Origin of the sequence: Aerococcus tenax (genome assembly GCF_003286645.3) — a bacterium.
Taxonomy (GTDB): domain Bacteria; phylum Bacillota; class Bacilli; order Lactobacillales; family Aerococcaceae; genus Aerococcus; species Aerococcus tenax.
Genome location: NZ_CP127382.2, coordinates 1,723,592 through 1,749,732, shown reverse-complemented (window position 1 = coordinate 1,749,732; position 26,141 = coordinate 1,723,592). Strand labels below are relative to the sequence as shown.

The window sequence follows — 26,141 nt, the reverse complement described above, 5'->3', positions numbered from 1 at the left end:
AGAAAGAAGGATTTTTTTGAATAAAGCACTTAATGAAACACTCACCGTTATGGGAGGCGTGTTCCTAATTACCTTGCTACTCAACCTATTTTTAGACATTAATTTCTATAACTATGGAGCCACAATTACCTACTTTGTCTTTGCCCTGGTTTATTTTGGCGTTAAAGCTTATATGAAGAAATAGCTAGATTTTATGGATAAGTTACTCCCTACAGGTCTCAGCTATTGAACTGACAAAAACATGGATTCATGTTATAATATGGGTGCGGAAGAGTACAGATATCCGCCATGGTAAACACAAGAGCCAGGAAGGTGCGACTTCCTGGCTCTTTTTTCACTCATGCGGCTCTGAGCGTGTGTCCTTGTGGCAACTAATCATCGTTGTCCATCCGATCAAGGTATCGTTTGAATAGTTCAATAACTATTCCCACTAAAAGTGGGGCAACGATGAGAGTACAGATTTCCTTAATCATGATAAACACCCCCATTCTAGGGCAGTTGCCATGTTAAAAGCATAGCATAAATGGTCATAAATTTATGTGGATAATCATTTGAAAAAATAAAAAACTTACTTCACTTAAAAAGTAGGCCGTTTATATTATAAACCCTCTATAATCTTTCTAATTTTTAGATCTCTTTGAAGAGATAATAAAAATCAATAAAGAGGCTGCTAAAAATAATGCTAAACACATTGAAATTAAGCTGCCTATATTTATATGTTTGGCTAAAATTCCTATAGCCACTGATTCTATGGACATTAATAGCGCAGTGAGTAGATTTGGAACTGAAAGCATAGTGGCTCTAATATTGTTTGGAATCGTATCGTTTAAAATGATGTTTTCAGAAGTATCAAAAATTTCGAATAAGATCAAAACGATTATAAAAGATAAGGCCGAAATCCATTTCATATCTATATTAATAATCAGAGATAAAATGATTGATAGGGTTAAAGTACTTATGATCAAATTTCTGATATTGATTTTCTTTAAAATATTTTCTATATGAAAAGAAATTGTTGCGGTGATTAGGTAAATAATAAAAAATATTATTGAAATATGAGAAACAGAAATGCCATAGCTAGAGAAGAAAACGGAGCCGTATTGATACATGATTGAAATAATTGATTGAGATAAGACAATACTATAAATCAAGTGGCGATAGTTTTTGTTTTCTAATAAAAATACTTTTATTTCAGCAATTAGATTCGTTTTTTCGCTTGGTTGATTAGAGATTGAATGGTGAGAAGGTAAAGTATTCAAAAAGATAAGTGATACTAGTTGGATAACTATTGTAATAATAAATACTAGACTCCAATTGACATTTGCGATCATACCACCAAACAGGGTGCTGATGGACATCCCAATAATTATAAAAGCATTATATTGTCCAATTAAACTGGTATATTTTTTGCTATCTCCTTCTCCAATATCATTATAAATTAAAGCCTGGTCAGTTCCAGATTTTAGAGATAGTCCAAAGCCATATAATATAAAGCCTAGATAAACGATAAATTTGGTATGAACAAATAAATAGCTTAAGGAATATAATATGATAAAAATTTGAGCAATATTTAGGACTTTTTTATGGCCGATTTTGTCACCTATATAACCAGAAGGGACCTCAGTCAGAACTTGGCTTATATTTAACATGGCTTGAACGAAGCCTATTTCTAGCATGTTCCATCCATTTTGAGACAAATATATCATCCAAATAGATGATTCAAAAAAGGCGTTTGAAAGTAGTCCATACAAATTTAAGTTTATTTTATTGTTCATAATACTATTCCTAACATAAAGTTTTTTTATGTTACATCATATTAATATATAAGTAAAGTGAAAAATAAGCTCTACTAAGCGATTTCAAATGATTGAAGTGCTTGAGTAGAGCTTATTTCAGTAATGAATATCATTCTAATCTTCTAAGTTAGTTAACTCACTTAGAAAGGAAAATATCTATTCCCCACCGGTAATACCGATTGCTTCGCCGGTAATCTTAGCGGCACCGTCAGAAGCTAAGAAGACAGCGAGAGCACCAATTTCTTCGGGTTCAATGAGTTCTTTCATCCATTGAGCGCCTAAGATATGGGTTTCTAGGGCTTCTTGTTTGGAAGTGCCATCTTTTTCAGCCAGGTCACCTAATTGATTTTGGATTAAATCAGTATTGGTAGCGCCTGGTAGGATAGAGTTAGCGGTAACGCCAGCTTGGGCATATTCCATAGCTACGGTATTAGTGAAACCGATTTGACCATGTTTAGCCGCTACATAAGCTGACTTGTATTTATCTGGACGACGACCATGACCGGAGGAAATGGTAATGACCCGGCCCCATTCATTTTTAGTCATGTAGGGGAGGGAGTACTTGGTCATGAGGAAGGTCCCGGTTAAGATGGTACCGATCACTTGGTCCCAGTCAGAAAGTGGAAAGTCTTCCACGGAATGAATTCTTTGTAAGCCGGCATTGTTGACTAAGACATCAATATCACCGAGTTCTTTGGCGATAGCTTCGGTGGTTGCTTTAACTTCGTCTTCAACTTGGATGTCACAAGGGAAGCCGTAGAGATTTTCGTGCCCTTCAGCAGCCTTGTCTAATTTTTCCTTGGTCCGACCGAGAATAGCGACTTTGTCACCGTTCTCTGCAAAGCTTTTAGCGATAGCTAGGCCAATTCCTGACCCGCCACCAGTGACAACAACAACGCGATTGGTATTTGCCATAAATAAGTCCTCCTTATGAATATTTGTTAAAAATTATTTCTACAATAAAAGATGTGATTGTTGTACTTGGGTAGGGAATCTCCCTCCCTGATTCTTCCTCACATCCTTCTTATTCGTATGGTTCTACTCGTTCCCATTTGAGTTGGTCTTCTGGGTGGAGGCCGTTATAGATCGATAGGATCTTGCCGTCAATTTGGCCAACACGTGGTTGGGCTTGGCCTTCCCAAGTCGGGTTCATGGAGACGTCCATGTGGTGGGTGACTTCCCCTTTTTCTTCGTCGACTTCAAAACGACCGGAATAGGCCATATAGCCGTGGGCGGCTTCTGCCATTTCTTCGGTAGTCCCTGTGTGGATATCGCCTGATTCGTATGGAGTCCGGCCGACTTTGGATAATTGAGCGGACATGTAGCCGTCAGGGTTGTACATAATAAAGCCCTTAGCGTCTTTACCGAAAGGATAAACCTTTTCGCCGTCTTTTTCGGTTTCGTATGAAAGTAAACGCCAGGTACCAATTAATTGATCACGCATTGACATAGTTCTTCCTCCTCTTTTATTCTTGGTGGCCAGATTTTGACCACCTGATATTTTTATTATAAGGGTAATAGTCAGAAAAAGCTGGAAATTCAACTTGCGGACTTATCGATGTAAAAAATAACAGAGAATAAAAAAGCCCTGACTGCCACTTTAACTAGGAGAGTGGCGGTCAGGGTTAACTTCTTCAGATTGTTTTAGTCTTTATCAAGGAGTTGGTTGAGTTGGTCTTGGAGTTTTTGGGCAACCTGGTCACGTTCTTGGCGGAAGTTTTCTTTTGGACCTTGGAAGGTGACTGCCTGTCCGCAATAGATCTTATGGGTCTTTCGATTAGCGTAGAGGGGGACAAATTGGATATGGCGGTGGTATTTGCGGTAGTAGAGTTTCTCCAAATGGAGGAAGCCTTCGTAGATTTTTCCCACAGGTTGGTCCTTACTTTGATAGTCCACATCAGGGAAGATAGTGACGGGGACGCGCTCTTCTAGGGCTTGGAGGCTAGTAGTGAAGGTCTTCTTAAGCTGACGACTTCCCCGATAAACAGGAATGACCCGAGCTTGCTTGAGGAAGAATGCCACGATCCAGGCCGCTGGAAAAGCCAAGATCTTGGCGATAGCTTTAGGAAGATGGAAACGTTGGGTAAAGGTATAGCCCACAAAAAGGTGGTAGCAGGCCTTAGGGTCGGTCAACTTGGCCAGGACCCAGATTCGCATAAAAATAGTGGTCCAGATAATAATTTTAAGCGGGCCTCTGAGGTTCTCATGGTGGGAGACAAAGACGGTCGGCTGGCTCAAGTCGGGTATCGTGTCTTGGTCGAGCTGGTATGTGGGTATAAATAAGCGAACAATTCCTCTCAAAAAGCGCAAAACTGGACCAAATTCTTTTTCCATTTTCCTCTACTCCCCTAAAAACTGATAAAAAAACCATAATATAATTCGACTTTTTTGTCCAATAAAAGTTATTTTTATAAACTATAAAACTCAGGGTGCGATAAGCGCACCAAAGAGCAAGATTACTCCTATGGTAAAATACAAGCAGTAGACCCGATATAAAGGAGATTATTTATGAAGATTATTTTTTCCCCGGCCAAGGAAATGTCCCAAGGTCAGCCGCGCCAGGAAGACTGGCAACTTAGCCCTCAAAGTCAAGCAGTGGTCCAGGCCTTGAAGTCCCTGAGCCCAGAAGAAGTGGCGAAAACTTTAAAGGTGAAGGACAAGTTGTTAGAGACTAACTTAGCTTATATAGAAGATTTTGACCAAGCTAAGACTTACCTGGCCATTAGCCTCTACCATGGCTTGGCCTACCGGCAGCTGGACTTGGATTTACAAAACCCAGCGATCCAAGCCTACCTTGACCAGCATGTGCGGATTTTGTCCGCTTTCTACGGGCCTATCCCTGCCACCCAGCCCATTAAGCCCTACCGCCTGGACCTGTCCATGCCGTTGAAAGTGGAGGGACAGTCCCTCAGAAAATTCTGGCAGGGGGCTTTTGACCAGGCCTTTGCATCGGGTGAAAGGATTCTTAACCTAGCCAGCCAGGAATTTTCTAGCTTGCTGGATGCAGACCGCTATGACTGGATCGATGTGGGTTTTTACCAAATCAAAGACGGCAAAATCAAACAGCACTCCACGATTGCCAAGAAGGGCCGGGGTGCTCTCTTGAATTACCTAGTTAACCAGCAAGTTACTGATCTGAGTCAGGTCCAAGCCTTTTCTGAGGCGGGCTACCGCTACTTGGCTGAGGGGTCGGATGACAAGCACTTGACCTTTGTCCAAGAGCTTGACTGAGGGTTAATCTCCAAGCCTTGGAAATTCCCACGAAAAGACCTGTTATTCCCACATGTTCATGGTAAACTATCCCTAAAATGAAATGCTGGTTGACTAGCCAAAAAAAGGAGCAGAAAAAATGTTTGGATTCTTAAAGAAAAAAGCAAAAAACACCTCAGTAGAACTTGAAGCGATTGCTAATGGACAATTAGTGGCCTTAGAGTCAGTCTCTGACCCCGTATTTAGTCAAAAGATGATGGGCGATGGTTTTGCCATTGAACCCGATGAGGGCACCGTTTATGCCCCAGTCAATGGAACGGTGACAACCGTTTTCCCTACCCAACATGCCATTGGCATTGAAAGTGATGAAGGCCTGGAGATCCTCCTCCACTTAGGTTTTAACACCGTTGACTTGGATGGTAAACCTTTTACGTCTCAAGTAGCTGCGGGTGACCAAGTCAAAGCCGGCCAAGTCTTGACCCAAATGGACTTAGACGCTGTTCGCCAAGCCGGCGCAGAAACTACCTGTGTGGTGGTCCTCACCCAAGCAGACCAAGTTGAAAGCCTGGAAGTGGCCGATCCTAAGACTGTTAAAGTAGGGGATAAGGTCGCCCAAGTGACCTTAAAGGGCTAAAGTGACGCTTAAATGGCTTGATGAATCACTTTAGCCAGCTTGAATGAGCCTGAAAGACAATTTTTACCTGCATTTTGGCCCATTCATTTTAATGCGGGGTCAACTTATGGTAGAATAGAAACGATTGAAATCTTTACAGACAAGAGGAGATGGCTAAATTTATGTCCGATAAGATCAGAGTGCGCTATGCGCCAAGTCCAACAGGCTACTTACACATTGGGAATGCGCGTACCGCTTTGTTTAACTACTTATTCGCCCGTCACGAAGGTGGCGACTTCATTATCCGTATTGAAGACACCGATAAAAAACGGAATGTGGCTGATGGTGAGAAGAGCCAAATTGACAACTTGAAATGGTTAGGTTTGGATTGGGACGAAAGCCCAGAAAATCCAGGTCAATACGGTCCTTACCGCCAATCAGAACGTTACGATATCTACCAAAAATATATTGACCAATTGATCGAACAAGGGGATGCTTACTATGCCTTTGATACCGAGGAAGAATTAGAAGCTGCCCGCCAAGCCCAAAAAGCAGCGGGGATCATGCCCCACTATGAAGGCACCTGGCGTGACCGTTCAGAAGAAGACATCCAAGCTGCCCGGGAAGCAGGCCGTCCTGAAACCGTCCGTTTCCGGATTCCAGAAGGGGAAACCTATACCTTTGATGACATGGTTAAGGGAGAGGTCAGCATCCACTCTGAAGATATTGGTGGCGACTTTATTATCTGGAAGAAAGATAAGTCCCCAACCTATAACTTCGCTGTGGTGGTTGACGACCACTTGATGGAAATTACCCATGTTTTACGTGGGGATGACCACTTGTCTAACACCCCTAAACAAATCATGATTTACCAAGCTTTAGGCTGGGAAGCACCAGTATTCGGTCACATGTCCTTGATTACCAGTGCTGAAACCGGGAAGAAATTATCCAAGCGTGACGGCTCTATTATTCAATTTATTGAACAATACCGTGATCTTGGTTACCTACCCGAAGCGATCTTTAACTTTATCGCCTTATTGGGTTGGTCACCAAAAGGGGAAGAAGAAATCTTCTCCAAGGAAGAATTCATTGAAATCTTTGACCCTAACCGCTTAAGCAAGTCACCGGCTGCCTTTGATAATAAGAAATTGGAATGGATCAACAACCGCTACATGAAGACTGCTGACGAAGAAACCGTTGCCCGTCTTGCCATTCCTCACCTGCAAGCGGCTGGCCGGGTATCAGACGACCCCAGTGAGGAAGAATTGGCTTGGACCAAGAAATTAGTCTCCTTATATAAGGATGAAATGTCCTACGCCAAACAAATTGTCGACTTGTCCGACATGTTCTTCCACGATTCCTTAGAAGTGGACGAACGCGGTAAGGAAATCTTGTCAGCGGACACCGCCTATGAAGTGGTCAATGACTTTAACAATAAATTGGACGCTATCGAACCTTTCGATGAAGAACACATCATGGCGGCCATTAAACAAGTTCAAAAAGACACCGGCATCAAGGGTAAAAACCTCTACATGCCACTGCGTGTCGCGACTTCCGGTAAGGAACACGGTCCGTCCATCGGCTTAACGATTGAAGTCATGGGTAAGGAAAAGACCAAACACCATCTCGAAGAAGCCTTAAGTAAGATGGGAAAAGCTGAATAAGAAAACCTAGCAAAGAAACTTAGCTGCCTGATTGGGTAGCTAAGTTTTTATTTTGTTTAGCTGCTTTTGTTATACTATATTTATAATATTGATAAGTTTAGAAATGAGCGTGTGTTTGATGGAGATTGCAATTAAGCGGGCTTATGCTGATTATGATCCTAACGATGGGGAGCGGATTTTAGTAGACCGTTTGTGGCCGCGTGGGGTTAAGAAGGAAGACGCCCATGTGGATGAATGGGAGAAGGATGTGGCGCCAAGTGACGACTTGCGTAAGACCTTCCACCAAAACCCTAACCACTTTGACCGCTTTAAGTCAGCCTATAAGCAAGAACTCAACCAAAATCAAGTTGCCCATGAGGCTTGCCAGCGTTTATGTCGCAAGGCGGCTGACCATAAGATAAGCTTAATCTATAGTTCCAAAAATGAAAGTGAAAATAATGCTGTTGTCTTACGTGAGCACCTGCTAGCCATGCGGGTCTATTAGAAGGAAGTGAAGCCGATGAAGCGATGGCTTAGAATAGCCTTAATTGGTATAGTGATGTCTGCTTTACAGCTGGTATTTGACCTGTTTTTACCCAACCCCTCCTTTCAAGGGATCCTCCCGCCTTCGCCCTTATTGGAATCGGGAAATTATCCGATCCTGGCTTTTCTAGTGGGCTGGCTGGTTTTTACCTTGATGACGGCGGGTTATGAACTGATCGACCTCCGCCTGCCAGGGACCAAGCGTTATAAAACCTGGGTCTACCTGGCCTGTGAACTGGTCGTCTTTATCCTTTACCTGTGTGAACCCTTGCCCCACCGCCTGCCGGTTGATTATTTCTTAAATTCGCTCAAGGCGGTTCTGGTCTTCATGGTCCAAGGGGCTCTGATTGAGAAATTATTGGCCACCAAACGCCAACACTACCAACGCAAGCCCTTTATCTATAACCGGGCCCTCTTGGTTTATACCTTGTCTATGGTGATTTTTCGTTTCTTTGCCTATCGGGGCTTGGATATTTATAGCTTAGGCGATGACAACCTAACCATTTCTCTAGTCTGGTCAGCCATGTTGGGACTGACCATGGGTGGCGTCTTTTGCGTCTTGCAACGTTATCTCAGGCGCCAAGATAAGAAAGGCAAAAACTACCAGTTTACCTGGGGCTTTTTTGCGCCGGCCGTTTTGGCCTACCATGCCTTCTTTGCCTTACGCTATGAGATTGCCCTGGTTGATGTAGTGAGCCGGGCGGGAGTGGATATTATGGCGGTCTTCTTGGCCACCTGGATTGTCCTCCACTGGCAAATCGATGAATTAGCCGGCGTCAAGCAAAAGCCGACCGTGTCGGGTGAAATTTAATGAATGAGAAAGGGGAAGGCCATGGAAGCCGTAAAATTAGTTGAATTAATGGGAACTGTGATTGAAATGAAAGTTGGCCACCCGGAGGCAGAGGCCCTCTTGGAAAAGAGCGAGGCTAAGTTACGCGATTATGAGTACCGCTTTTCCGCTAACCGTGATGATTCCATGTTGATGCAGGTCAACCAGGCAGCGGGGAAGGCGGCTGTTGCGGTGGATGAGGACCTCTTTGACCTGATCCAACTGGCTAAGAAAGTCTCGGTCTCAACAGAAGGCCGCTTTAACTTAGCCATTGGCCCCTTGGTTAAGCTCTGGCATATCGGCTTTTCCGATGCCCGGGTGCCTAGCCAAGAAGAAATCGACGAAGGTCTGGATTTGATTGATCCCCATAAGGTCCAGCTTGATCCGACCACCCATAAGGTTTATTTAGAAAAGGAAGGCATGGAGATTGACCTGGGTGCTATTGCCAAGGGCTATTTTGCTGACCAGATTGTGGCTGACTGGCGCCAGGCTGGGGCTGACTATGGTTTGATTAACCTGGGCGGCAATGTCCTAGTCATGGGAGATGCTCCTAACCGTGAGGACGGCTTTTGGCGGATCGGTATCCAACGTCCAGACGCCATCCGGGGTGAAATTATGGCCACGGTCCCGGTCAAAAACCAGTCCGTGGTCACTTCAGGAATCTATGAACGCTCATTTAAGCAAGAAGGCCGGTCCTACCACCATATCCTGGACTCTAAGACGGGTTACCCCATTGAAACCGACCTGGCTTCTTTAACCATTATCGCGCCCCAATCAGTTTTTTGTGAGATTTGGACCACGGCACTCTTTGCTTTGAGTTCAGAAGAAGCAGTGGCTGCCATTGATGACTTAAAAGGGATTGAGGGCTTAGTTGTGACCCAGGCTGGTAAAATATTGGTCAGCCGGGCCTTAGCCTAGTGGTAGAGAGAAATTAAGCGCTTTTTTAGGCCCTGATGTGATATGATAAAAGCGACTGAGGAAAGGTGTAGGCACTTTCAAAAAAGGAGCGTGACATGGACCGATGGCTAAGGTAACCAATTTGACCTTAAGGCATAAGTTAGCTTATAAAATTTTTATCCGAAATTATAGTGAAGCGGGGACTTTTCAAGCAGTCATCCCTGACTTAGCCCGCCTCAAGGCCTTGGGCGTGGATATTTTAATATTGGCGTCGATTTTTCCCGTGACCGACCAGCATCCGGAAGGGGAGGTTGGCAATCCGAACTTTGTCAAGAATTTTATGGATGTGGACCCAGCCTATGGGACCATGGAGGATTTCAAGGACTTGGTTCATGCCGTCCACCAGGCGGGCATCCAGCTGGTGATTGAGTTTCCCATGACCCAATTGGCCAAGGATTCAGAGGTCATTCAAGACCGACCAACCTACTTCTTGCGCAATAAGGAAGGCCAGGTTTATACCCGCTTTCCAGGTTATGAAAAGGGGGTTGACCTCGACTTTTCTAACCCCAAACTATGGGATGAATTGATTGCCACCTTGAAGGAGTGGGCCCTCTATGTGGATGGTTTTTCCATTCGCGATGCCCAATTGATCCGCACCGAGTTTTGGAATAGTGCCCGGGCTGAAGTGGAGGACGTCCATCCTTATTTCTACTGGATGGGCAACCTCCTGACTGACAATACCATGTTTCGTTTGCGGATGAATAATGTCCACTATTCGACTGAAGGGGAGCTTTATAGTAACTTTGATGTCCTGGACGAGGGCAATTTAGCGGAATTTTACCTGCGTTTCTACCACGGAATTTTAGATTTGGACAATCTGATCTATGTCCTGAATTTAAGCGAGATCCAGCTGCCCTTTACCGCCGTGAAAAACCGGGCCCTGGAGTTTGCTAACCACCCCCGGGTCGCTTCGCATGTCAAGACCAAGGCTGATTTGCGGAATTGGACCGCCTTTTCTCTCTTTAAGAAGGGGATGGCCCATTTGATTATGGGGCAAGAATACGGACTAGAGGATTCCATTCCCTGGGACAAGGCGGAAGGTATGGACTGGACACCCCAAGAAGACATGACTGAGATGATCCAACGCCTCTCTTTGATTAAGAAGCGCGAAGCCTGCAAGAGCGGCTATTTCTTCTATCGGGGCGTCAAGCCCAATATCATTATTTGTGGCTACCATTATTACAAGCAACACTTGTTTGGCATTTTTAAATTGAAGACTGATGACCAAACGCCTTGTGAAGTGGAGCTCTCCCTGCCTTCAGGCGACTATACCAACTTGTTGAACGATGACACCTATACGGTGACTGATGGCCGCTTGTACTTGGGCCAAGACCCTGTCATTATTTCCTACGAAGGTGATATGGAGGTTCAGGTCAATAGCCAAGCCAATGACTTCTTAACTCATTAGAAAATGAAAGGAATTTAAAGCAATGTATCGATTAGCTGCTTTTGACGTTGATGGCACCCTGTTAAAGAGTGACTCCAGCTTGAGTGAGGCCACCCACCAGGCCCTAAAGACCATGAAGGAGTCTGGCATTGAAATCGTAATTTCTTCCGGCCGGCCCCTGCCTGGGGTGGAGCTGATCCAAGACCTGGTCGGTAAGGACTTGGTTCGCTATTTATCCAGCTTCAATGGCGGACGGATTGTGGACACTTGGTCAGATAACCAGGTGATCTTTGAAGCTATTCTTCCCCCTGCTGAAGTTGGGGAAATTTGTGACTTTCTAGCCGATTATGATGTGGATATCAATACCTACGACGACCACAATGTCCTCGGCCTCAAGGAACCCAACCATCAATACATGGCTCATGAAGCCCAGTTAACCGGGATGCCCATTAAAATTGAGAACTTCGTTGAAAACGAAACCAAGGTCAATAAACTGATGGTGACCGGAGATCCGGCCTACTTAGAAACGGTTCGCCAAGACCTGCCAGAAGACTGGTTTAACCGCTGGAATATTGTGAAGTCTGCGCCTTATTTCTTAGAATTTAACCCGGTTGATGCCAATAAGGGGGCCGGACTAGCTCATTTGAGCCAAGAAATTGGGGTGGATCAAGAGCAAACCATGGCCTTTGGGGACCAGGAAAATGACCTGACCATGATTGAATGGGCTGGCTTGGGTGTTGCCATGGGCAATGCGGTGGCCAGCGTTAAGGCGGTGGCTGACTTTGTGACCCATACTAATGATGAAGAGGGGATCAGCCATGTGGTCGACCAGTTTATTACAAAAAACTAGCTAGCGAATGGATTCAGTGAGCGGTAAAATAGGCGCTGAGGAGGAAGAGCCATGTTAAAAGACTACCAAGCCTTTTTCAGGGACTATGAGGGCCAGCCTCTGGGGGTGGAGCGCTTTTATGCGGTCTTAATTCCCATTGTTTCCCTTAAAGGCCAAGGACCGGCCTTGCTCTATGAACACCGGGCTCCGGGCATCTCTCAAGCTGGCGATGCTGCTTTTCCGGGTGGCCGGGTGGAAGCAGGGGAAAGCTTTGCCCAGGCGGCCGTCCGAGAAACTCAGGAGGAATTGGGAATCGACCGGGATAAGATCCAAGTCCTGGGTGAGATGGACTATATTGTTCAGACCAAGCGGGTGATTGCGGCCTATGTTGCCTATTTAACCATCGACCACTTGGATGATTTAGCCATTAACCAAGATGAGGTCAAGCATGCCTTTACCGTGCCCTTAGCTGACCTGGACTTGGACCAGCCCGAAATTTACCGGATGGAATCTAAACTTGACCGTGGCCATCACTTCCCTTATGATCGTATTCCAGGAGGAAAAAATTACCGCTTCAAGAACTATGTGGAAGAAATTCCTTTTTATAATATCGATCAAGAAAATCTTTGGGGGTTAACGGCCCAACTGACCCAGCGCTTCGTTCAGTTGACCGCTCACTTACGGAAAGGAGCTAGCGATGGCTAGAAGAAAAAATACCTCCCTACAAAATAAAACCATCAGTAGTTTATTTATTGCGATTTTAATCATGCAGACCTTTGTCCCCTGGATCGGCTACATTCCCTTGGGGCCAGCCAATGTGACCATCATCCATATCACTGTTATTGCTGGAGGCATGGTCTTGGGACCGGCTTCAGGTGCCATGTTGGGTTTGGTTTGGGGCGTTTTGTCCCTCTTCCATAACATGATCCAACCCACCATCCTGTCACCGATCTTTTTAAATCCTTTGGTATCGGTCCTCCCCCGGGTCTGTGTCGGTTTTTTGTCGGGCTGGGCAGCCAAGTTCTTAGGCAAGTGGCTGCGTCCTGAAATCAGCCGGGTGATTGTGGGGGCTTTGGGGACGATTACCAATACGGCTTTGGTTATTATCATGACCGCTCTCTTTGCTTCTGAGGCCTATGCTAAAGCCTTGAATATTCCCGAAACCGCTGTTTTAGGAACCTTTGTGGGGGCCTTAGGACTTAACTTTATTTTTGAAATCATCGCGGCAGCTGTCCTGGTGCCTATCATCGGCAGTGTCTTTGATCGAGTGAGAAAATAGGTCTTTTTTTATTTTAAATCACATTCAGCCAACGTCTTGCTTCTTACTATTTGCTTTTAGTAGGGAGGGACGTTTTTTTAAAGGAGTTTTTTATGCGCTTATTGGATCTCATTCAAGCAGAATGTCACTTATCAGCCACCAAGGCCAAACGCCTCATCCATGCCGGGGAGGTCTGCTATAAGGGCCGGGCCCTAGTCGATATTAACCAGGCCCTAGACCCCGACTTGATGGCCATTTATTATCGGGGCAGGCGGATTGGCCAAGGCTTAGGCCACCACTACCTGGTCTATAACAAGGCAGCAGGACAAGTCTCCGCCAAAAAAGATTCCCATTGGCCCACGCCATACGACCACTTACCTGAGCGCTACCAAGGGACTTCCATTGTGGGCCGCTTGGACCGGGATGTGGAAGGTTTGCTCTTGTTAACCGATAATGGCCAGCTCCATTACTTTCTCGAGCATGCCCGCTTCCACATACCCAAGACCTACCAAGTGACTGTTAATGGCGACTTGGGAGCTGACCTGGTGGAAAAATTTCAGGCCGGGGTAACTTTTGCGGATGGGACGACTTGCCGGCCTGCCCAACTCGAAATTATTGGTCCTCGCCAGGCTTATTTGACCATTGACCAGGGCATGCGCCACCAGGTCAAGAAGATGTTTCTCGCCAATGGACTCAAGGTCAGCTACTTAAAACGTCTGTCTTTAGGCCCGCTCCGGCTGGACCCTGACCTGAAAAGGGGCCACTTCTGCCCCTTAACTGGAGAAGAAAGCGAACGAATTGTTAAAATCATGGAAAATAATTCGCGAAATCACTTGATAACTGACAATAATTCCGTATAATAGGAATGTATGATTTAATAATGTTCGTATTTAAGAAAGGAAACTCTACCTATGTCAAGCACGCCTCGTAACTCGCACTTAGAAGCCGGTATTGATGACAAGATTCCTGGCTCTGAAGCGCTAACCCTGGGTTTACAGCATGGCCTGTCCATGAATGTCTATATTGGTCCCATGATTATCGCTGGGATTGTCGGCCTGAGCACCGGTCAAATGTCAGCCGTGATTCAATCGACCTTTATCGCTTGTGGCCTGGCCATGATTATCCAAACCAAGCTCATGCACCTGCCGGTAGCGCAAGGGGCTTCCTTTATTCCCATTGCGGCTATTAGTGGGATTGCCTTGGCCAATGGCGGCGGTATTGCTGGTTGGGGCGTCGCTATGTCGGCAGCCTTAATAGGGGCCTTGGGATTACTCTTACTGGGTTTTTCCGGTTTGATGGATAAATTTGTTAATTACTTTATCCCGCAAATTGTAGGGGCCGTCCTCTTACTCTGTATCGGCCTGTCTTTGATGCCAGCAGCGGTGAATAACATCTACACCACGCCCCAAGCCAGTGTCGGTCAAAATTTAATCCTGGGTCTGGTAGCCATCATTAGCATGGTAACGGCCACACTCTTAGGAAACCGCCTGACCGGTTTTGCCGGTAAGATCTGCCGGATCGGCTCGATTTTGATTACCTTTTTGATTGGCTGTGTCCTGGCCCAGTTTATGGGAGTTTTAGACCTGACTCCGGTGGCGGCTGCCCCTTGGTTTAGTTTACCCATGGTTATGTTTAAAGATTTTTCCTTCCAATTTGACCTCCCATCGGTTCTGACCATGCTGGTGATCTATTTACTGCTCTTGTCTGAGTCGACTGGAGCCTGGATTGCCCTAGCTAATGCTTCAGAAAGCCCATTAAGTAAGGAACGGATTAATAAAGGGGTGGTGGGGGAAGCCTTGGGTTGCCTCTTGACCAGTTTCTTGGGGACCAGCCCGGTAACAGGATTTTCATCCAATGCAGGGATTATTTCCCTCACCCGGGTCGCCAGTCTCCCTGTTTTCTACTATGCCGGCGGACTCTTTATCCTCTTTGGTCTTTCCGGAAAATTATCAGCCTTGATTTCAGTCATTCCTGGTGCCGTTATTGGTGGGGTCTTCCTGGTCATCTGTGGAACGATTTTCCTAGCCGGTCTGCAAAGCTTACAAAACGTGGAAATCAAGGAAAAGGAAACCTTCCTGATTGCCTTATCGGTAGGGACGGTGGTCTTGATCCAATACATGCCTAACGATTTCCTCTTGAGCCTACCACCCGTTCTCCAATATTTCTTCGGTTCACCAATTTCAGTGGCCTCCATTGTAGCTATGGCCTTAAATAAGGTCTTACCGGAAGGCTAATAACTATTCAAGCTGTTAAAGCATTCTCCTTAGAGGATGCTTTTTTATTTTTCTTATGGCCATTTTTATAAAAATTTCTTAAAATGGCTGTATTTGCGGTAAATAAATAGTAGAATGAAGACTAAGTGTCTAATGAATGCTAAAATTTAGTAAGTACAGTTGAGACTTTGATCTCAATCAATGAATAAGTAATGAGGAGCGGAGAAAATATGAAGAAACGGCTGAATTGGAAAGCAGTCATTGTTGCCTTACTTTCCGTGGTGGTCGTCTTGGGTGGCGGTGTTTACGCGGTCATGCAGAACCAAGACATCAAGCAGGAAAAAAGTGATGGGAGCGTGGAGGCCGCTGAAAAGGCAGTTAGCGCCCTGTACTATGATGACCATAAAACTTTCCTAAAAGAAAATATCGCTAAAACCGAAATTGAAGCAGTGAGAAGCCAAGTGGAAGGGTTAAACCGTTATTCCGGTGCGCGCAAGGACCTGAATAAGCAGTTGGACCAAGTGGAAGAACGCTTTAAGGCCCAAGAAGGAGTTAACCATCTCTTTGAGAAAATCAAGGATAGACCGGCCTTGGATGGGGCAACGGTACAGAAATATGTCTTGCTCAATAAAGACCTTAAAGAGGATGATCTCAATCAATTTAAGGAAGACCAAGTCAAACACTGGCCCAGCGAGGCTGACGAATTCTATCAAACCCTCAATGGCTTAGTCGACCAAGCGGATAAACAAGGCCAACGCTTTAAGGCCTTTGATGAAGAGATTCAAAAGCTCAAAGACAATCCCGGCTTGACCTATGACCAATTAGATCAAGCCATGGAGGACATGGAGAAAAAGATTGAAAAAGAAGACAATCCTTATTTGAAGGCGGAATTATTAGACCGCTTAGGCAAGGCCCATCAAGAAGTGATTGATGTTATCCGCAATCGCAAGCTACAAGCGGCTAATGATGCCAAGGCAAGCTCAGAAGAAAAAGAAAAAATTGAGGCGGAAGCTAAGCGCGAAGAAAGTCGGGTAGAAGAAGAAAATAAAAACCTACAAGCAGAAAGTCAACGCTTGCGCCAAGCAGCTGACCAAGCCAATGCCCAACATGAACAACAAAGCCGGCAAAATCGTCCGGCCAGACAGGTGCAAGAACCTAGAGAAGAGCAGCCTGCAAATAACCAATCACAAGCACAATCTCAAACCCAAGCTTCCACTTCTCAAGGCCAATCCTCCAGTCAACCAGCTTCCAGTAGCCAGACCAGCCAATCCTCTCAGGCTGATAAACCTCAAGAAGCTAGCCAAAATAGCCAAACCGGTTCAGAAAATAGTCAAACAAACACGCCTTCAACCAGCCAACCAGCCCCACAACCAGAAGGGCAACCCAACCAACCCAGTGTGGACCCAAGCCCGCAACCATCTGGGGGCGAGCAAGGATCTCATCCAGGCGAAAGTGGCGTGGCTGAAAGCACAGCACCAACAACTACGGAGAATGGAGCGGCTAATGGCCAGTAAGATTTAAATGAATCTTAACAGGGCAGCTATTCTCATTGCCTGCTTTTGTGCTAAAATAGGCCTAATGAACTAGGGGCTGGGACAAAAGTCCTGGTCTCTTTTAAATTGCAATTTTTTAAAACGTGCTCCAAAAGTCAGCCCTGACGTCCACTTCAAAAACTGGCAACGCTCAGCTTTGCTGAGCTTATTCCAGTTTTCTCCAGTGATTCAGGGCTCTGAGCGACTTTTGTCGCACTCTCACGAATAGGAGGCTTTAAGCCATGCAAAAAAATGGAGAATGGACCAATTGGTACCGCATTGTCATTTGGGCAACTGAGGCGCTGATTTTATTTCTTTCCTATCTTATTTCCTTTTTAATCCGCTATCAAAGTCGCTATATTCCCTTAGAAAATGGGGAGGCCTTCCAGAGTGTCTTTCCTTGGATCATGCTGATTTTCTTAGTGATCAACCTCTTGTCCGGGGTCTATGTCCTCTATAACAAGACTCGGGGAGACTTATTTTTTATTACCTTGATTGACCAGGGCTTGATTGCAGCCATGACCATGATCTTGAGCTTTATCGGGCGTTGGTTTGCCTTTCCTCGCTTAGTGATATTGATTGACTTCTTTGTCAGTGTGACCCTCCTGTATTTCTTTAGGAGTTTGGTCTTTAGTATCTACCGCCGCTATGCCTCGACTAAGCGGGTCATGATTATTGGTTACGAAGATGAGGTTTTTTCAGCTATTTATAACTTTAAGAATAGTAAGAGCTCTCGCCACCTGGTGACCCATGTGGTCTTATCGGATTTTTATAATAATATCTGTAAACGCCTAGACGATATCGATATTGTTTATATGGCTTCGTCGATCCCAGAAAAAGAGAAATTAAAAATTTATGGGCTCCTCATGCAGAAAGAGAAGAAACTCTTCCTCAATTCCAAGTTTGAGAACTTGGTCATGGTTAACCCCAATATCATGAGCTTTGAAGATGAGTCGATTATTGAGACTTCTGACTTTCGGATTCCTGCCGACCAGGCCTTGATCAAGCGGGGCTTAGATATTATTTGTTCCTTGATCCTGTTAATCATCGCTTCACCAATCATGCTCTTAACCGCCATTGCCATCAAGCTAACTTCCAGAGGCCCGGTGTTCTACAAGCAAGTCCGGATTACTGAAAATAGCAAGGAATTTGAAATTCTCAAGTTCCGCTCCATGGTGGTGGATTCTGAGGTTCAATCCGGTCCAGTGATCGCCCGTAAGAATGACTCGCGGATTACCCCAGTCGGGAAGTTTATCCGGGCTGTCCGTATCGATGAATTACCCCAATTAATCAATATTTTGAAAGGGGACATGTCCCTCGTTGGCCCCCGTCCAGAACGGCCATTCTTTGTCGACCAATTCCAAAAACAAAACCCCCATTACTACTTGCGCCATAATGTTAAAGCCGGTTTAACCGGTTACGCCCAAGTCTATGGGAAGTATGCTTCTGACTTTAATAGTAAGTTGAACTTTGACCTTATTTATATCAAGACCTATTCCTTGATATTGGATATGAAGATCCTCTTACAAACCATCAAAGTCCTCTTCGAAAAAGTCTCTTCCAGTGGGATTGACGAAGACAACCTACCAACAGAAGACCGCGAAGACATCGAAAAAATGGGGATTGAACTAGTGGAATAGAGAAGAGAGTGTGACAAGCGCATTAAAGAGCAAGACCACTGGAAGAAAAAGGCGTCAAAATTCTCAAAGAGAATTTGTCGCCATTTTCTGAAGTGGACGCTTGCTCTGCGCTTGGAACACGTTTAGGTAGAGTGAAACAGACACACACATTTAGAAAAATAATCTTTTCCAAAAGGCTGGGAGAAATTCTCAGCCTTTTTTATGACTGTCGTACTCTGTTGTAGGAATCAAAGCGACGTATAAATATAGTATGCATAGCGTTTCACTTTTTCCCGTCAGCTCGCACTCTATTCAAACCTGCTCCAAGCGCGAGGTGAGCTCCATTTCAGAAGTCCTTGTAAATCCTCATTGAGGATTTACGACGCACTTCTTCCAATGGTCTCCCCTCTTTTTGCGCTTGTCGCATTCTAGGGCTTACTGATCGTTAATTTATGTTACAATTGGGGTTAAATCTATGGCTTTGGCTGGTAAAATGGTATAATAGAAACACTCAAATAACGCTATGTTGAAGCAAATTTAAGAGAATGTGGAGTGAAAAAAATGACAATCTATCCAGATGATAGTCTGGCCTTACACACTGACCTTTATGAAATTAATATGATGAAGACCTACTGGGAAGCAGGGAATGCTGACCAACGTTGCGTCTTTGAAATGTATTTCCGGAATAATCCCTTTGAGAACGGTTATGCCATCTTTGCTGGTTTGGAGCACTTGACCCAATACCTAGATAACTTAAAGTTTAACGAAACAGATATTGCCTACCTGCGTGAAACCCAAAATTATCCGGAAGAATTCTTGGACTATTTAGCTGATTTCCAATTTAACGGAACCATCCGTTCCATGGTGGAAGGAGAGGTCTGCTTTGCTAATGAGCCCCTTCTCCAAGTTGAAGGTAGTTTGGCTGACTGTCAGCTCATTGAAACCGCCCTCTTGAATATTATTAACTTCCAAACTTTAATTGCTACCAAGGCTTCTCGGATTCGGACTGTCTGTGGTAGTGACGCCTTGGCTGAATTTGGTGCGCGCCGCGCTCATGAACTCGATGCCTCCATTTGGGGGGCGCGGGCTGCTTACATCGGCGGTTTTGACTCCACTTCCAATGTTCGGGCTGGGAAGATTCTTGGCGTGCCCGTTTCAGGGACCCATGCCCATGCTATGGTCCAAGCCTACCGGTCTGACTATGAAGCCTTTAAGCACTATGCGGAGTCCCACAAGAATTGTGTCTTCCTAGTGGATACCTACGACGTCTTGAATTCTGGGGTTCCTAATGCTATTCGAGTAGCCCGGGAAATGGGCGACAAGATCAACTTTGTTGGTGTCCGGATTGATAGTGGGGACATCACCTACCTCTCCAAACGCGTCCGCAAGATGCTGGATGAAGCTGGTTATCCGGATGCCATTATCGTGGCTTCCAATGACCTGGATGAAAAGACTATCCTTAACCTGAAAATGCAAGGAGCTAAGGTCGATTCTTGGGGTGTCGGGACTAAGTTAATTACGGCCTATGACCAAGCTTCCTTAGGTGGGGTTTATAAGTTATGTGCGATTGAAGACGAAAAGGGTGACTTGGTGCCAACCATGAAACTTTCCTCTTCCCCTGAAAAAGTTACCACCCCAGGTAAGAAACAAATTTGGCGGATCACCAATAACTTGGATGGTAAATCTGAGGGTGACTATGTGACGGTTGAAGATGAAGAGCTTGATACCAGTCAACCCCTCTACATGTTCCATCCTACCTATACTTACATCAACAAGACAGTCGAAGACTTTTCTGCCCGTCCACTCCTTCAAACCATCTACCAAGATGGTAAACGGGTCTACGACCTACCGGCTTTAGAAGAAGTCAAGGCCTATGCTGAAGAAAGCTTAGCGGCACTTTGGGACGAATACAAACGGATCCTCAACCCCGAAGCTTACCCAGTGGACTTGTCTCAAGAACTCTATGACTTGAAGATGGATAGTATCCACGCCATCCATGAACGGGTCAAGGCTGGGGCCAAAAAGAACCAAGTCAATGCAGATTAGTTCGACCAGCGCCGATTGAAGCAGGAAGATGAGGAGAATAAGACTATGCGACAACAACAAGCAGAGATTATCCAAGCCTTAAAAGTGGCGCCGAGTATCGACAGTGATGATGAAATCGAGCGCAGTCTGACTTTTATTACTGACTACCTCAAGCGCTATCCCTTTCTGAAAACTTTAGTGCTAGGGATCAGTGGGGGTCAGGACTCCACCTTGGCGGGGAAGTTGTGCCAAATGGCCATTGAACAAATCCGCCAAGCAACTCAAGACGATGCCTACCAATTTATTGCGGTCACCCTGCCTTATGGCCAACAGTCCGATGCCCAAGATGTTAAAGATGCCCTGGCTTTTATCCAGCCTGACCAGGTTCTGGATGTCAATATTAAAGGGGCGGTTGACCAACAAGTGACCGCCTTAGCGGAAGCCGGACTGGAGCTCTCCGACTTCAACAAGGGGAATATTAAGGCCCGGCAACGGATGGTGGTCCAATACGCTATCGCTGGTCAATGCAGTGGGGTCGTGGTGGGCACTGACCACGCCGCTGAAGCCGTGACCGGATTTTATACCAAGTTTGGTGACGGGGCTTCTGATATTGTCCCCCTCTGGCGCTTAAACAAGCGTCAAGGCAAACAGTTACTCAAAGCCCTGAATTGTCCACCCCACCTCTATGACAAGGTGCCCACCGCTGATTTAGAAGATGACCGGCCCCAATTGCCGGATGAGGAGGCTTTGGGGGTTTCCTATCAAGCCATTGATGATTATCTGGAAGGGCGGGAAGTGAGTGACCAAGACGCTCACACCATCGAAAACTGGTATCAAAAATCCCAACATAAACGCCACCTGCCAATTAACCTTTATGACACCTGGTGGCGGGAATAATTGGATAAAGAAGGCAAAAGGCTGCTGACTAAGGTCAGGGCCTTTTTTCTTAGCCTCGGCTGACTTGTCTTTAGTTTTATTTTTATTTATCGCTCATTTTCCTTTAAAAGGGACATTTAACTGGATAAGTTTGTTTATTAATTGCCCAGCCGAGAGGAACTTTAATTTCCTCTTAGCCCATTCTCATGAGACCGCTTTCATTTCTTGAATAAGATATCCCTTTTTAATCAGGGCTGATCAAGAGAAACTCAGGGCATCTTGTATTGCAAAGAAGTGGATGATTATCGCTGAAAATGATGGCTAATTTCAGAGTGAAAAAACCTGGAAACAAGGGCTTGGTTGACAGTTTCTGAGGAGATTGGCTTTAATGAAGGGGCAGTGAGAATTTTACGGATTCCCTGCTAAAAAAGATTCAACTAGGGAGAGGAGGATGCCTTAGGTCACAGCCTAGTAAGGAGAGATTGTTAAAAAGCGGCAATCAATGGTAAAATGGTCCTAAGATTCTATTTGAACTATTGAATTTATTGCTGAAGGGATTTTAAAAATGTTAACAGTTTACAATACCTTAACCAAATCCAAAGAAGAATTTCACCCCATTAATGACGGTAAGGTGAATATGTATGTGTGTGGACCGACTGTCTACAACTATATTCACATCGGTAATGCCCGCAGTATTGTGGCCTTTGACGTGATCCGTCGCTACTTGGAATACCGCGGTTATGAAGTGAACTTTGTGTCTAACTTCACTGACGTGGACGATAAAATTATCAAACGCAGCCAAGAAGAAGGCATCACTAGCCGTCAAGTCGCTGACAAATATATTGCGGCTTATTATGAAGATATTGACAAACTCAATGTCAAACGCGCAACCCTCAATCCCCGGGTTCTGGAAAATATTGATGCCATTATTGAATTTGTCCAAGACCTAGTGGATAAGGACTATGCCTATGTGGTGGACGGGGATGTCTATTACCGGGCGCGGAGTTTTTCTTCTTACGGTAAATTGAGTGACCAATCCATTGATGACTTAAGAAGCGGTGCCAGCGAGCGTGTGAGTGCCGATGAGCAAGGGAAGAAAGAAGATAGTGTCGACTTTGCCCTCTGGAAGGCGGCTAAGGCCGGCGAACCTTCCTGGGATTCTCCATGGGGGGCAGGACGGCCGGGCTGGCATATTGAATGCTCGGTCATGTCTACCCGTTACCTGGCCGACACCCTGGACATTCACGGCGGTGGGGCGGACTTAGTCTTCCCTCACCATGAAAATGAACGGGCCCAATCGGAAGCCCGGACCGGAAAAACCTTTGTTAACTATTGGTTACATAACGGTTTTGTGACCATGGGTGATGACGGGGAAAAGATGAGTAAATCCTTAGGAAACTTCGTCCTAGCTCACGACCTCTTGAAAGAAGTCGACCCAACCATCGTGCGCTTCTTCCTGGCCAGTGCCCAATACCGGGCTCCACTCAAGTTCAGCCACAGCAACTTGGAAGAAGCCCAAAGAAACTTGGAACGCTTGCAAACCGCCCATGATAATATCAACTATCGTTTACAAGATGCTAAGGAAAGTCTAGCAGATGATGAGAAAGAATTAGGTGAATTACAGGCCCTAGATGAACATTTTATCCAAGTGATGGATGATGATTTCAATGTTCCTAACGCCTTAACCGTGATTTATGAAGCCCTCAAACGGATTAATATCTATATGGAAGCTCCCCAAGTTTCCCAAGCAGTTCTTAAGGCTTATGACCTACAACTTAGCCAATGGTTAGCCATTATCGGCATTGAATTTCAAGATGCCACTATCCTGGATAGTGAAGTCCAAGCCCTCATTGAAGAAAGAGACCAAGCCCGCTTGGATAAGGACTATGACCGTAGTGATGCCATCCGCCAAAAGTTACTTGACCAAGGGATCATCTTGGATGACACCCCTCAAGGAACCCGTTGGAGAAGAAGTAAATAATGGATAAAAAAGCAGTCAAACAATTAAGCGGCCTGACCCTGGCTTACTTGGGTGACGCGGCCTGGGAAATCCAGGTACGGACTCATTTAGTGGCTAGTGGTCTCACCCGCCCCCATGATCTTCACGAACGGGCCACCCACTTTGTCAGTGCCAAGGCCCAAGCCAAACTGGTCAAGCACTTGTTGGATAGTCAGCTTTTAACGGAAGCGGAAGTGGCTATTTTTAAACGGGGGCGTAACAGTCAAAGCCACAGCTCGGCTAAAAACGCTGATATCCACTCTTACCGGCTAGCGACGGGTTTGGAAGCCTTGATGGGCTACTTATACTTGGTGGATACCGACCGCTTCCAGATCTTGACCCAAGCTAGCTTTGCATACTTAGAGGAGGATAAGGATGAGTCCTAAGTCAAAAAAATCGCCAAAAGATTTCGTTTTGGGCTACCATGCGGTCCAATCCGCTTTGGAAAGCTCACAAGAAATCTACCAAGCCTACCTGCAAGAAGGCCAACATTCTAAACGCCATCAAGCAGTCGAAAAGGGCTTGAAGGACCGCCAGATACCCATCAGCTACCGGTCCAGGCGAGATTTGGACCAGTTGACCCAAGGGGCTAACCACCAAGGTTTTGTCTTGGAAGTGGCAGCCTACCAGTATTACAGTGTGGATGACCTATTCCAAGTGGCTAAAGACCGCGGGGAAGATCCTTTCTTTATCCTCTTGGACGGGATTATGGACCCCCATAATCTGGGCAGTATTTTACGGACAGCGGATGCCTGCGGGGCGCACGGAATTATTATTCCTAAGCACCGGGCAGCTGGAGTGACCCCGACCGTGGCTAAGATTTCGACTGGGGCCATTGAATATGTGCCGGTAGCCCGGGTAACCAACATGACCCAAACCATTGAAGAGTTAAAAGAAAGGGGCCTTTGGGTCTTTGGAACCGACATGGAAGGCCAGGACTATTGGAATATGGATGCCAGCTTACCAATCGCCGTAGTCATTGGTAACGAAGAGAGGGGAATTTCTCCCCGGGTCAAAAAGGCCTTAGATGGGGTCCTAACCATTCCGATGCGGGGCCATGTCCAGAGCTTGAATGCCAGTGTGGCGGCGGCTTTAGTCATGTATGAAGTCTATGGGAAACGGCGGCTGACTCCTTAAGAATGTCTAGGTGGTGAAAAGATATATGCGCAGGGAAGTACTTATTGTGGATGGCTATAATATGATCGGGGCTTGGCCGGAATTGGTTAAACTCAAGGGCCAAGACGACATTGAAGGCGCCCGCGACCAATTGCTACAGCGCTTGTCTAATTACGCGGCTTACCATGCCTTGGCCTGTTGGGTAGTTTTTGATGCCATGTTTGTCCCCGGACTCTCCAAGTCTTATAAGAAGTACCGCTTGAATGTGGTCTTTACTGCTGAAGGGCAGACGGCAGACTCCTACATTGAAGCCATGATCCAGCGCCAGGTAGGCGTCTTAACCAATGTTACGGTCGCCACCTCGGACCTGGCTGAACAGCGGCTGGTTTTTCAACAGGGAGCTATCCGCCAATCCGCCCTGGAACTCTTGAAGAATGTTCAGCAAACCGAAAAAAATATCCGCCGGGGCGAAAAGAATCACGATCGGCTCGCCTTAAAGTACCAAAGGCGGAATCCGTGGACCTATCACCAATTACAAACGCTCAAGAATCTGCTGGATGATCTCAGTCAGAGTGAGGAGTAATGGAGTGATACCGTGGAAGAAATGCTTTCCTATGAGGAAATGGAAAATCAAGATTTAATTCATTTGTTAGTGGAAGGCCGCGATGACCAGGCCTTTGAAGTGTTATATGAGCGCCATCGTTCAACCGTTTATTTCTTTTTGCGTAAGTATTACGGCCATATTGAAGATGTGGATGACTATTTTCAATTAGCGGCCATCAGTCTCTGTGAAGTCTGCCAGGACTTCCAGGCCCTGGGTTACAGCTATAGTCTCTTTTCTGCCTTAGGGCGACGAATTGAAAGTCGGATCATTGACCAGATGCGTAAACAAGCTTCCAAAAAACGCCTCCCCAAGGCCAAAAGGGTCTACTATGACGGGATCGTCTGTGAGGACGGGGGACCTGCCTTCCTTAACCAGATTCCCCAGCGGCATTATTCCAGTCCGGACCAGGCCTATCTATTGAAGGAAAGCTACCAAACTTACCAGCTGACCCTGTCTCCTTTAGAAAGGGCAGTCTTAAATGGTCACCTGGCCCAAAAAAGTGATGAGACCTTGGCCCAAGAATTAGGGGTGTCAGTCAAGCAGGTGAGACATGCCTATTACCGCTTGCGGGCCAAGTGGCGCCGTCACCAGGCTGAAGAGAATTAACTGCCGGGCACTTTTCCTAAGAAAAAGTTGACTTTACTACTTAAAGTCGTTACCATGTTTAAGATGGAAGAGAAAAGGAGCTTGACTATGGCATCCAATAAAATCATTTTAGCTTGTTCGGAATGTGGTTCTCGTAATTACACCATTAAGAGTAATAACACCGCCCGGACTGAGCGACTTGAAGTCAAGAAGTACTGTCGCTTTTGCAACAAGCACACCTTGCATAAGGAAACCAAGTAGGATTAGTTATTGAGGAGAGCATATGATTAACGCATTTAAAGAACTAAAAAAGGTCACCTGGCCGAGCGGACGTGAATTACGTCGCGACACCGCTATCGTTATCGTTACCATTATCATCATGGCCGTCTTCTTAGGGCTCACTGATGAGATCGTAACCCAATTATTTAACCTCTATATCCAACTCTAAAGAAGACCCTTGGCTGGGCTTACGGGGCGCTTGCCTCTCTTTGTGAGTGTGGTATAATA

29 protein-coding genes are annotated in these 26,141 nt (G+C 45.7%); 24 read left to right on the top strand and 5 right to left on the bottom strand.

Annotated elements, in window-relative coordinates; translation table 11 throughout:
* Positions 1-16 precede the first annotated feature (16 nt).
* On the top strand, positions 17-184 hold the full coding sequence (locus tag DBT50_RS08220) for a hypothetical protein (RefSeq protein WP_181566092.1): 168 nt from the start codon (positions 17-19) through the stop codon (positions 182-184).
* A 187-nt stretch (positions 185-371) separates the two neighbouring features.
* Here the strand turns inward: DBT50_RS08220 and DBT50_RS08215 are convergent, their stop codons facing one another.
* The 5 genes from DBT50_RS08215 to DBT50_RS08195 all read right to left on the bottom strand — a co-directional run bounded on the left by DBT50_RS08215 (position 372) and on the right by DBT50_RS08195 (position 4,130).
* Positions 372-473, bottom strand: coding sequence for a type I toxin-antitoxin system Fst family toxin (locus tag DBT50_RS08215; RefSeq protein ID WP_111852054.1), 102 nt, complete (start codon positions 471-473; stop codon positions 372-374).
* A 147-nt stretch (positions 474-620) separates the two neighbouring features.
* Positions 621-1,775 carry an MFS transporter gene (locus DBT50_RS08210; protein ID WP_111853285.1) on the bottom strand — a complete coding sequence of 385 codons (1,155 nt, stop codon included), beginning with the start codon at positions 1,773-1,775 and terminating at the stop codon, positions 621-623.
* 177 nt (positions 1,776-1,952) lie between these two features.
* Positions 1,953-2,711, bottom strand: a complete 759-nt coding sequence (locus DBT50_RS08205; RefSeq protein WP_070558698.1) for an SDR family NAD(P)-dependent oxidoreductase — start codon at positions 2,709-2,711, stop codon at positions 1,953-1,955.
* A gap of 109 nt (positions 2,712-2,820) precedes the next feature.
* A complete protein-coding gene (locus DBT50_RS08200; protein ID WP_111852056.1) occupies positions 2,821-3,246 on the bottom strand; it encodes a lipocalin-like domain-containing protein in 426 nt (141 codons plus the stop codon).
* A 194-nt stretch (positions 3,247-3,440) separates the two neighbouring features.
* Entirely contained in the window at positions 3,441-4,130 is a 690-nt protein-coding gene (locus DBT50_RS08195; RefSeq protein ID WP_111852057.1) for a glycerol acyltransferase, read from the bottom strand.
* A gap of 174 nt (positions 4,131-4,304) precedes the next feature.
* On the opposite strand from DBT50_RS08195, the gene yaaA reads away from it, so the two are divergent.
* The 23 genes from yaaA (at position 4,305) to secE (ending at position 26,082) form a co-directional block, all read left to right on the top strand.
* Positions 4,305-5,027 carry a peroxide stress protein YaaA gene (gene yaaA, locus DBT50_RS08190; protein ID WP_111852058.1) on the top strand — a complete coding sequence of 241 codons (723 nt, stop codon included), beginning with the start codon at positions 4,305-4,307 and terminating at the stop codon, positions 5,025-5,027.
* A 118-nt stretch (positions 5,028-5,145) separates the two neighbouring features.
* Positions 5,146-5,640 carry a PTS sugar transporter subunit IIA gene (locus DBT50_RS08185; RefSeq protein ID WP_111852059.1) on the top strand — a complete coding sequence of 165 codons (495 nt, stop codon included), beginning with the start codon at positions 5,146-5,148 and terminating at the stop codon, positions 5,638-5,640.
* A 161-nt stretch (positions 5,641-5,801) separates the two neighbouring features.
* Positions 5,802-7,283, top strand: coding sequence for a glutamate--tRNA ligase (gene gltX, locus DBT50_RS08180; protein WP_111852132.1), 1,482 nt, complete (start codon positions 5,802-5,804; stop codon positions 7,281-7,283).
* A gap of 118 nt (positions 7,284-7,401) precedes the next feature.
* A complete protein-coding gene (locus tag DBT50_RS08175) occupies positions 7,402-7,767 on the top strand; it encodes a DUF488 domain-containing protein (protein WP_111852060.1) in 366 nt (121 codons plus the stop codon).
* A gap of 15 nt (positions 7,768-7,782) precedes the next feature.
* Positions 7,783-8,616 (top strand): hypothetical protein, encoded by an 834-nt coding sequence (locus DBT50_RS08170; protein WP_111852061.1) that lies wholly within the window; start codon positions 7,783-7,785, stop codon positions 8,614-8,616.
* Between the two features lie 21 nt (positions 8,617-8,637).
* The gene (locus DBT50_RS08165) at positions 8,638-9,552 is read left to right on the top strand and encodes an FAD:protein FMN transferase (RefSeq protein ID WP_181566093.1); all 915 of its coding nucleotides are present in this window, start codon (positions 8,638-8,640) and stop codon (positions 9,550-9,552) included.
* Positions 9,553-9,655: 103 nt separating this feature from the next.
* Complete coding sequence (locus DBT50_RS08160) at positions 9,656-10,999, top strand: alpha-amylase family glycosyl hydrolase (RefSeq protein WP_111852063.1); 1,344 nt, start codon at positions 9,656-9,658, stop codon at positions 10,997-10,999.
* Between the two features lie 22 nt (positions 11,000-11,021).
* Positions 11,022-11,828 carry a Cof-type HAD-IIB family hydrolase gene (locus DBT50_RS08155; RefSeq protein WP_111852064.1) on the top strand — a complete coding sequence of 269 codons (807 nt, stop codon included), beginning with the start codon at positions 11,022-11,024 and terminating at the stop codon, positions 11,826-11,828.
* Between the two features lie 51 nt (positions 11,829-11,879).
* Complete coding sequence (locus DBT50_RS08150; RefSeq protein ID WP_111852065.1) at positions 11,880-12,512, top strand: NUDIX hydrolase; 633 nt, start codon at positions 11,880-11,882, stop codon at positions 12,510-12,512.
* Positions 12,505-13,086: an ECF transporter S component gene (locus DBT50_RS08145; protein WP_111852066.1), complete on the top strand. Its 582-nt coding sequence runs from the start codon at positions 12,505-12,507 to the stop codon at positions 13,084-13,086. Before DBT50_RS08150 ends, DBT50_RS08145 begins: the two co-directional genes overlap by 8 nt.
* Positions 13,087-13,178: 92 nt before the next feature.
* A complete protein-coding gene (locus tag DBT50_RS08140) occupies positions 13,179-13,925 on the top strand; it encodes a pseudouridine synthase (protein WP_111852067.1) in 747 nt (248 codons plus the stop codon).
* 51 nt (positions 13,926-13,976) lie between these two features.
* Positions 13,977-15,299 carry a uracil-xanthine permease family protein gene (locus DBT50_RS08135; RefSeq protein ID WP_111853287.1) on the top strand — a complete coding sequence of 441 codons (1,323 nt, stop codon included), beginning with the start codon at positions 13,977-13,979 and terminating at the stop codon, positions 15,297-15,299.
* A gap of 209 nt (positions 15,300-15,508) precedes the next feature.
* Entirely contained in the window at positions 15,509-16,792 is a 1,284-nt protein-coding gene (locus tag DBT50_RS08130; RefSeq protein ID WP_111852069.1) for a cell division site-positioning protein MapZ family protein, read from the top strand.
* Positions 16,793-17,052: 260 nt separating this feature from the next.
* A complete protein-coding gene (locus tag DBT50_RS08125) occupies positions 17,053-18,450 on the top strand; it encodes a sugar transferase (RefSeq protein ID WP_111852070.1) in 1,398 nt (465 codons plus the stop codon).
* Positions 18,451-18,990: 540 nt separating this feature from the next.
* Positions 18,991-20,475: a nicotinate phosphoribosyltransferase gene (locus DBT50_RS08120; RefSeq protein ID WP_111852071.1), complete on the top strand. Its 1,485-nt coding sequence runs from the start codon at positions 18,991-18,993 to the stop codon at positions 20,473-20,475.
* Positions 20,476-20,520: 45 nt separating this feature from the next.
* Positions 20,521-21,351 (top strand): ammonia-dependent NAD(+) synthetase, encoded by an 831-nt coding sequence (gene nadE / locus DBT50_RS08115; protein ID WP_111852072.1) that lies wholly within the window; start codon positions 20,521-20,523, stop codon positions 21,349-21,351.
* 544 nt (positions 21,352-21,895) lie between these two features.
* On the top strand, positions 21,896-23,311 hold the full coding sequence (gene cysS / locus DBT50_RS08110) for a cysteine--tRNA ligase (RefSeq protein WP_111852073.1): 1,416 nt from the start codon (positions 21,896-21,898) through the stop codon (positions 23,309-23,311).
* Complete coding sequence (locus DBT50_RS08105) at positions 23,311-23,715, top strand: Mini-ribonuclease 3 (RefSeq protein ID WP_111852074.1); 405 nt, start codon at positions 23,311-23,313, stop codon at positions 23,713-23,715. Before cysS ends, DBT50_RS08105 begins: the two co-directional genes overlap by 1 nt.
* A complete protein-coding gene (gene rlmB / locus DBT50_RS08100; protein WP_111852075.1) occupies positions 23,705-24,466 on the top strand; it encodes a 23S rRNA (guanosine(2251)-2'-O)-methyltransferase RlmB in 762 nt (253 codons plus the stop codon). The genes DBT50_RS08105 and rlmB overlap by 11 nt, the downstream gene beginning before the upstream one ends.
* A 25-nt stretch (positions 24,467-24,491) precedes the next feature.
* Complete coding sequence (locus tag DBT50_RS08095; protein WP_111852076.1) at positions 24,492-25,028, top strand: NYN domain-containing protein; 537 nt, start codon at positions 24,492-24,494, stop codon at positions 25,026-25,028.
* A 21-nt stretch (positions 25,029-25,049) separates the two neighbouring features.
* Positions 25,050-25,655, top strand: coding sequence for an RNA polymerase sigma factor (locus DBT50_RS08090; RefSeq protein ID WP_224786505.1), 606 nt, complete (start codon positions 25,050-25,052; stop codon positions 25,653-25,655).
* Positions 25,656-25,742: 87 nt separating this feature from the next.
* A complete protein-coding gene (gene rpmG / locus DBT50_RS08085; protein ID WP_060785005.1) occupies positions 25,743-25,895 on the top strand; it encodes a 50S ribosomal protein L33 in 153 nt (50 codons plus the stop codon).
* A gap of 22 nt (positions 25,896-25,917) precedes the next feature.
* Positions 25,918-26,082, top strand: a complete 165-nt coding sequence (secE, locus tag DBT50_RS08080) for a preprotein translocase subunit SecE (protein ID WP_064292597.1) — start codon at positions 25,918-25,920, stop codon at positions 26,080-26,082.
* Positions 26,083-26,141 lie beyond the last annotated feature (59 nt).

What these genes read in the sequence shown, in the direction of transcription:
- DBT50_RS08095 (WP_111852076.1), top strand. Translation starts at nt 24,492, where the DNA reads ATGCGCAGGGAAGTACTTATTGTGGATGGCTATAATATGATCGGGGCT.
- DBT50_RS08210 (WP_111853285.1), bottom strand. Translation starts at nt 1,775, where the DNA reads ATGAACAATAAAATAAACTTAAATTTGTATGGACTACTTTCAAACGCC.
- DBT50_RS08205 (WP_070558698.1), bottom strand. Translation starts at nt 2,711, where the DNA reads ATGGCAAATACCAATCGCGTTGTTGTTGTCACTGGTGGCGGGTCAGGA.
- DBT50_RS08200 (WP_111852056.1), bottom strand. Translation starts at nt 3,246, where the DNA reads ATGTCAATGCGTGATCAATTAATTGGTACCTGGCGTTTACTTTCATAC.
- DBT50_RS08185 (WP_111852059.1), top strand. Translation starts at nt 5,146, where the DNA reads ATGTTTGGATTCTTAAAGAAAAAAGCAAAAAACACCTCAGTAGAACTT.
- DBT50_RS08195 (WP_111852057.1), bottom strand. Translation starts at nt 4,130, where the DNA reads ATGGAAAAAGAATTTGGTCCAGTTTTGCGCTTTTTGAGAGGAATTGTT.
- rlmB (WP_111852075.1), top strand. Translation starts at nt 23,705, where the DNA reads ATGAGTCCTAAGTCAAAAAAATCGCCAAAAGATTTCGTTTTGGGCTAC.
- rpmG (WP_060785005.1), top strand. Translation starts at nt 25,743, where the DNA reads ATGGCATCCAATAAAATCATTTTAGCTTGTTCGGAATGTGGTTCTCGT.
- DBT50_RS08145 (WP_111852066.1), top strand. Translation starts at nt 12,505, where the DNA reads ATGGCTAGAAGAAAAAATACCTCCCTACAAAATAAAACCATCAGTAGT.
- DBT50_RS08150 (WP_111852065.1), top strand. Translation starts at nt 11,880, where the DNA reads ATGTTAAAAGACTACCAAGCCTTTTTCAGGGACTATGAGGGCCAGCCT.
- DBT50_RS08105 (WP_111852074.1), top strand. Translation starts at nt 23,311, where the DNA reads ATGGATAAAAAAGCAGTCAAACAATTAAGCGGCCTGACCCTGGCTTAC.
- gltX (WP_111852132.1), top strand. Translation starts at nt 5,802, where the DNA reads ATGTCCGATAAGATCAGAGTGCGCTATGCGCCAAGTCCAACAGGCTAC.
- DBT50_RS08160 (WP_111852063.1), top strand. Translation starts at nt 9,656, where the DNA reads ATGGCTAAGGTAACCAATTTGACCTTAAGGCATAAGTTAGCTTATAAA.
- DBT50_RS08135 (WP_111853287.1), top strand. Translation starts at nt 13,977, where the DNA reads ATGTCAAGCACGCCTCGTAACTCGCACTTAGAAGCCGGTATTGATGAC.
- nadE (WP_111852072.1), top strand. Translation starts at nt 20,521, where the DNA reads ATGCGACAACAACAAGCAGAGATTATCCAAGCCTTAAAAGTGGCGCCG.
- DBT50_RS08170 (WP_111852061.1), top strand. Translation starts at nt 7,783, where the DNA reads ATGAAGCGATGGCTTAGAATAGCCTTAATTGGTATAGTGATGTCTGCT.
- DBT50_RS08155 (WP_111852064.1), top strand. Translation starts at nt 11,022, where the DNA reads ATGTATCGATTAGCTGCTTTTGACGTTGATGGCACCCTGTTAAAGAGT.
- DBT50_RS08090 (WP_224786505.1), top strand. Translation starts at nt 25,050, where the DNA reads ATGCTTTCCTATGAGGAAATGGAAAATCAAGATTTAATTCATTTGTTA.
- secE (WP_064292597.1), top strand. Translation starts at nt 25,918, where the DNA reads ATGATTAACGCATTTAAAGAACTAAAAAAGGTCACCTGGCCGAGCGGA.
- DBT50_RS08165 (WP_181566093.1), top strand. Translation starts at nt 8,638, where the DNA reads ATGGAAGCCGTAAAATTAGTTGAATTAATGGGAACTGTGATTGAAATG.
- DBT50_RS08140 (WP_111852067.1), top strand. Translation starts at nt 13,179, where the DNA reads ATGCGCTTATTGGATCTCATTCAAGCAGAATGTCACTTATCAGCCACC.
- yaaA (WP_111852058.1), top strand. Translation starts at nt 4,305, where the DNA reads ATGAAGATTATTTTTTCCCCGGCCAAGGAAATGTCCCAAGGTCAGCCG.
- DBT50_RS08215 (WP_111852054.1), bottom strand. Translation starts at nt 473, where the DNA reads ATGATTAAGGAAATCTGTACTCTCATCGTTGCCCCACTTTTAGTGGGA.
- DBT50_RS08120 (WP_111852071.1), top strand. Translation starts at nt 18,991, where the DNA reads ATGACAATCTATCCAGATGATAGTCTGGCCTTACACACTGACCTTTAT.
- DBT50_RS08125 (WP_111852070.1), top strand. Translation starts at nt 17,053, where the DNA reads ATGCAAAAAAATGGAGAATGGACCAATTGGTACCGCATTGTCATTTGG.
- cysS (WP_111852073.1), top strand. Translation starts at nt 21,896, where the DNA reads ATGTTAACAGTTTACAATACCTTAACCAAATCCAAAGAAGAATTTCAC.
- DBT50_RS08175 (WP_111852060.1), top strand. Translation starts at nt 7,402, where the DNA reads ATGGAGATTGCAATTAAGCGGGCTTATGCTGATTATGATCCTAACGAT.
- DBT50_RS08130 (WP_111852069.1), top strand. Translation starts at nt 15,509, where the DNA reads ATGAAGAAACGGCTGAATTGGAAAGCAGTCATTGTTGCCTTACTTTCC.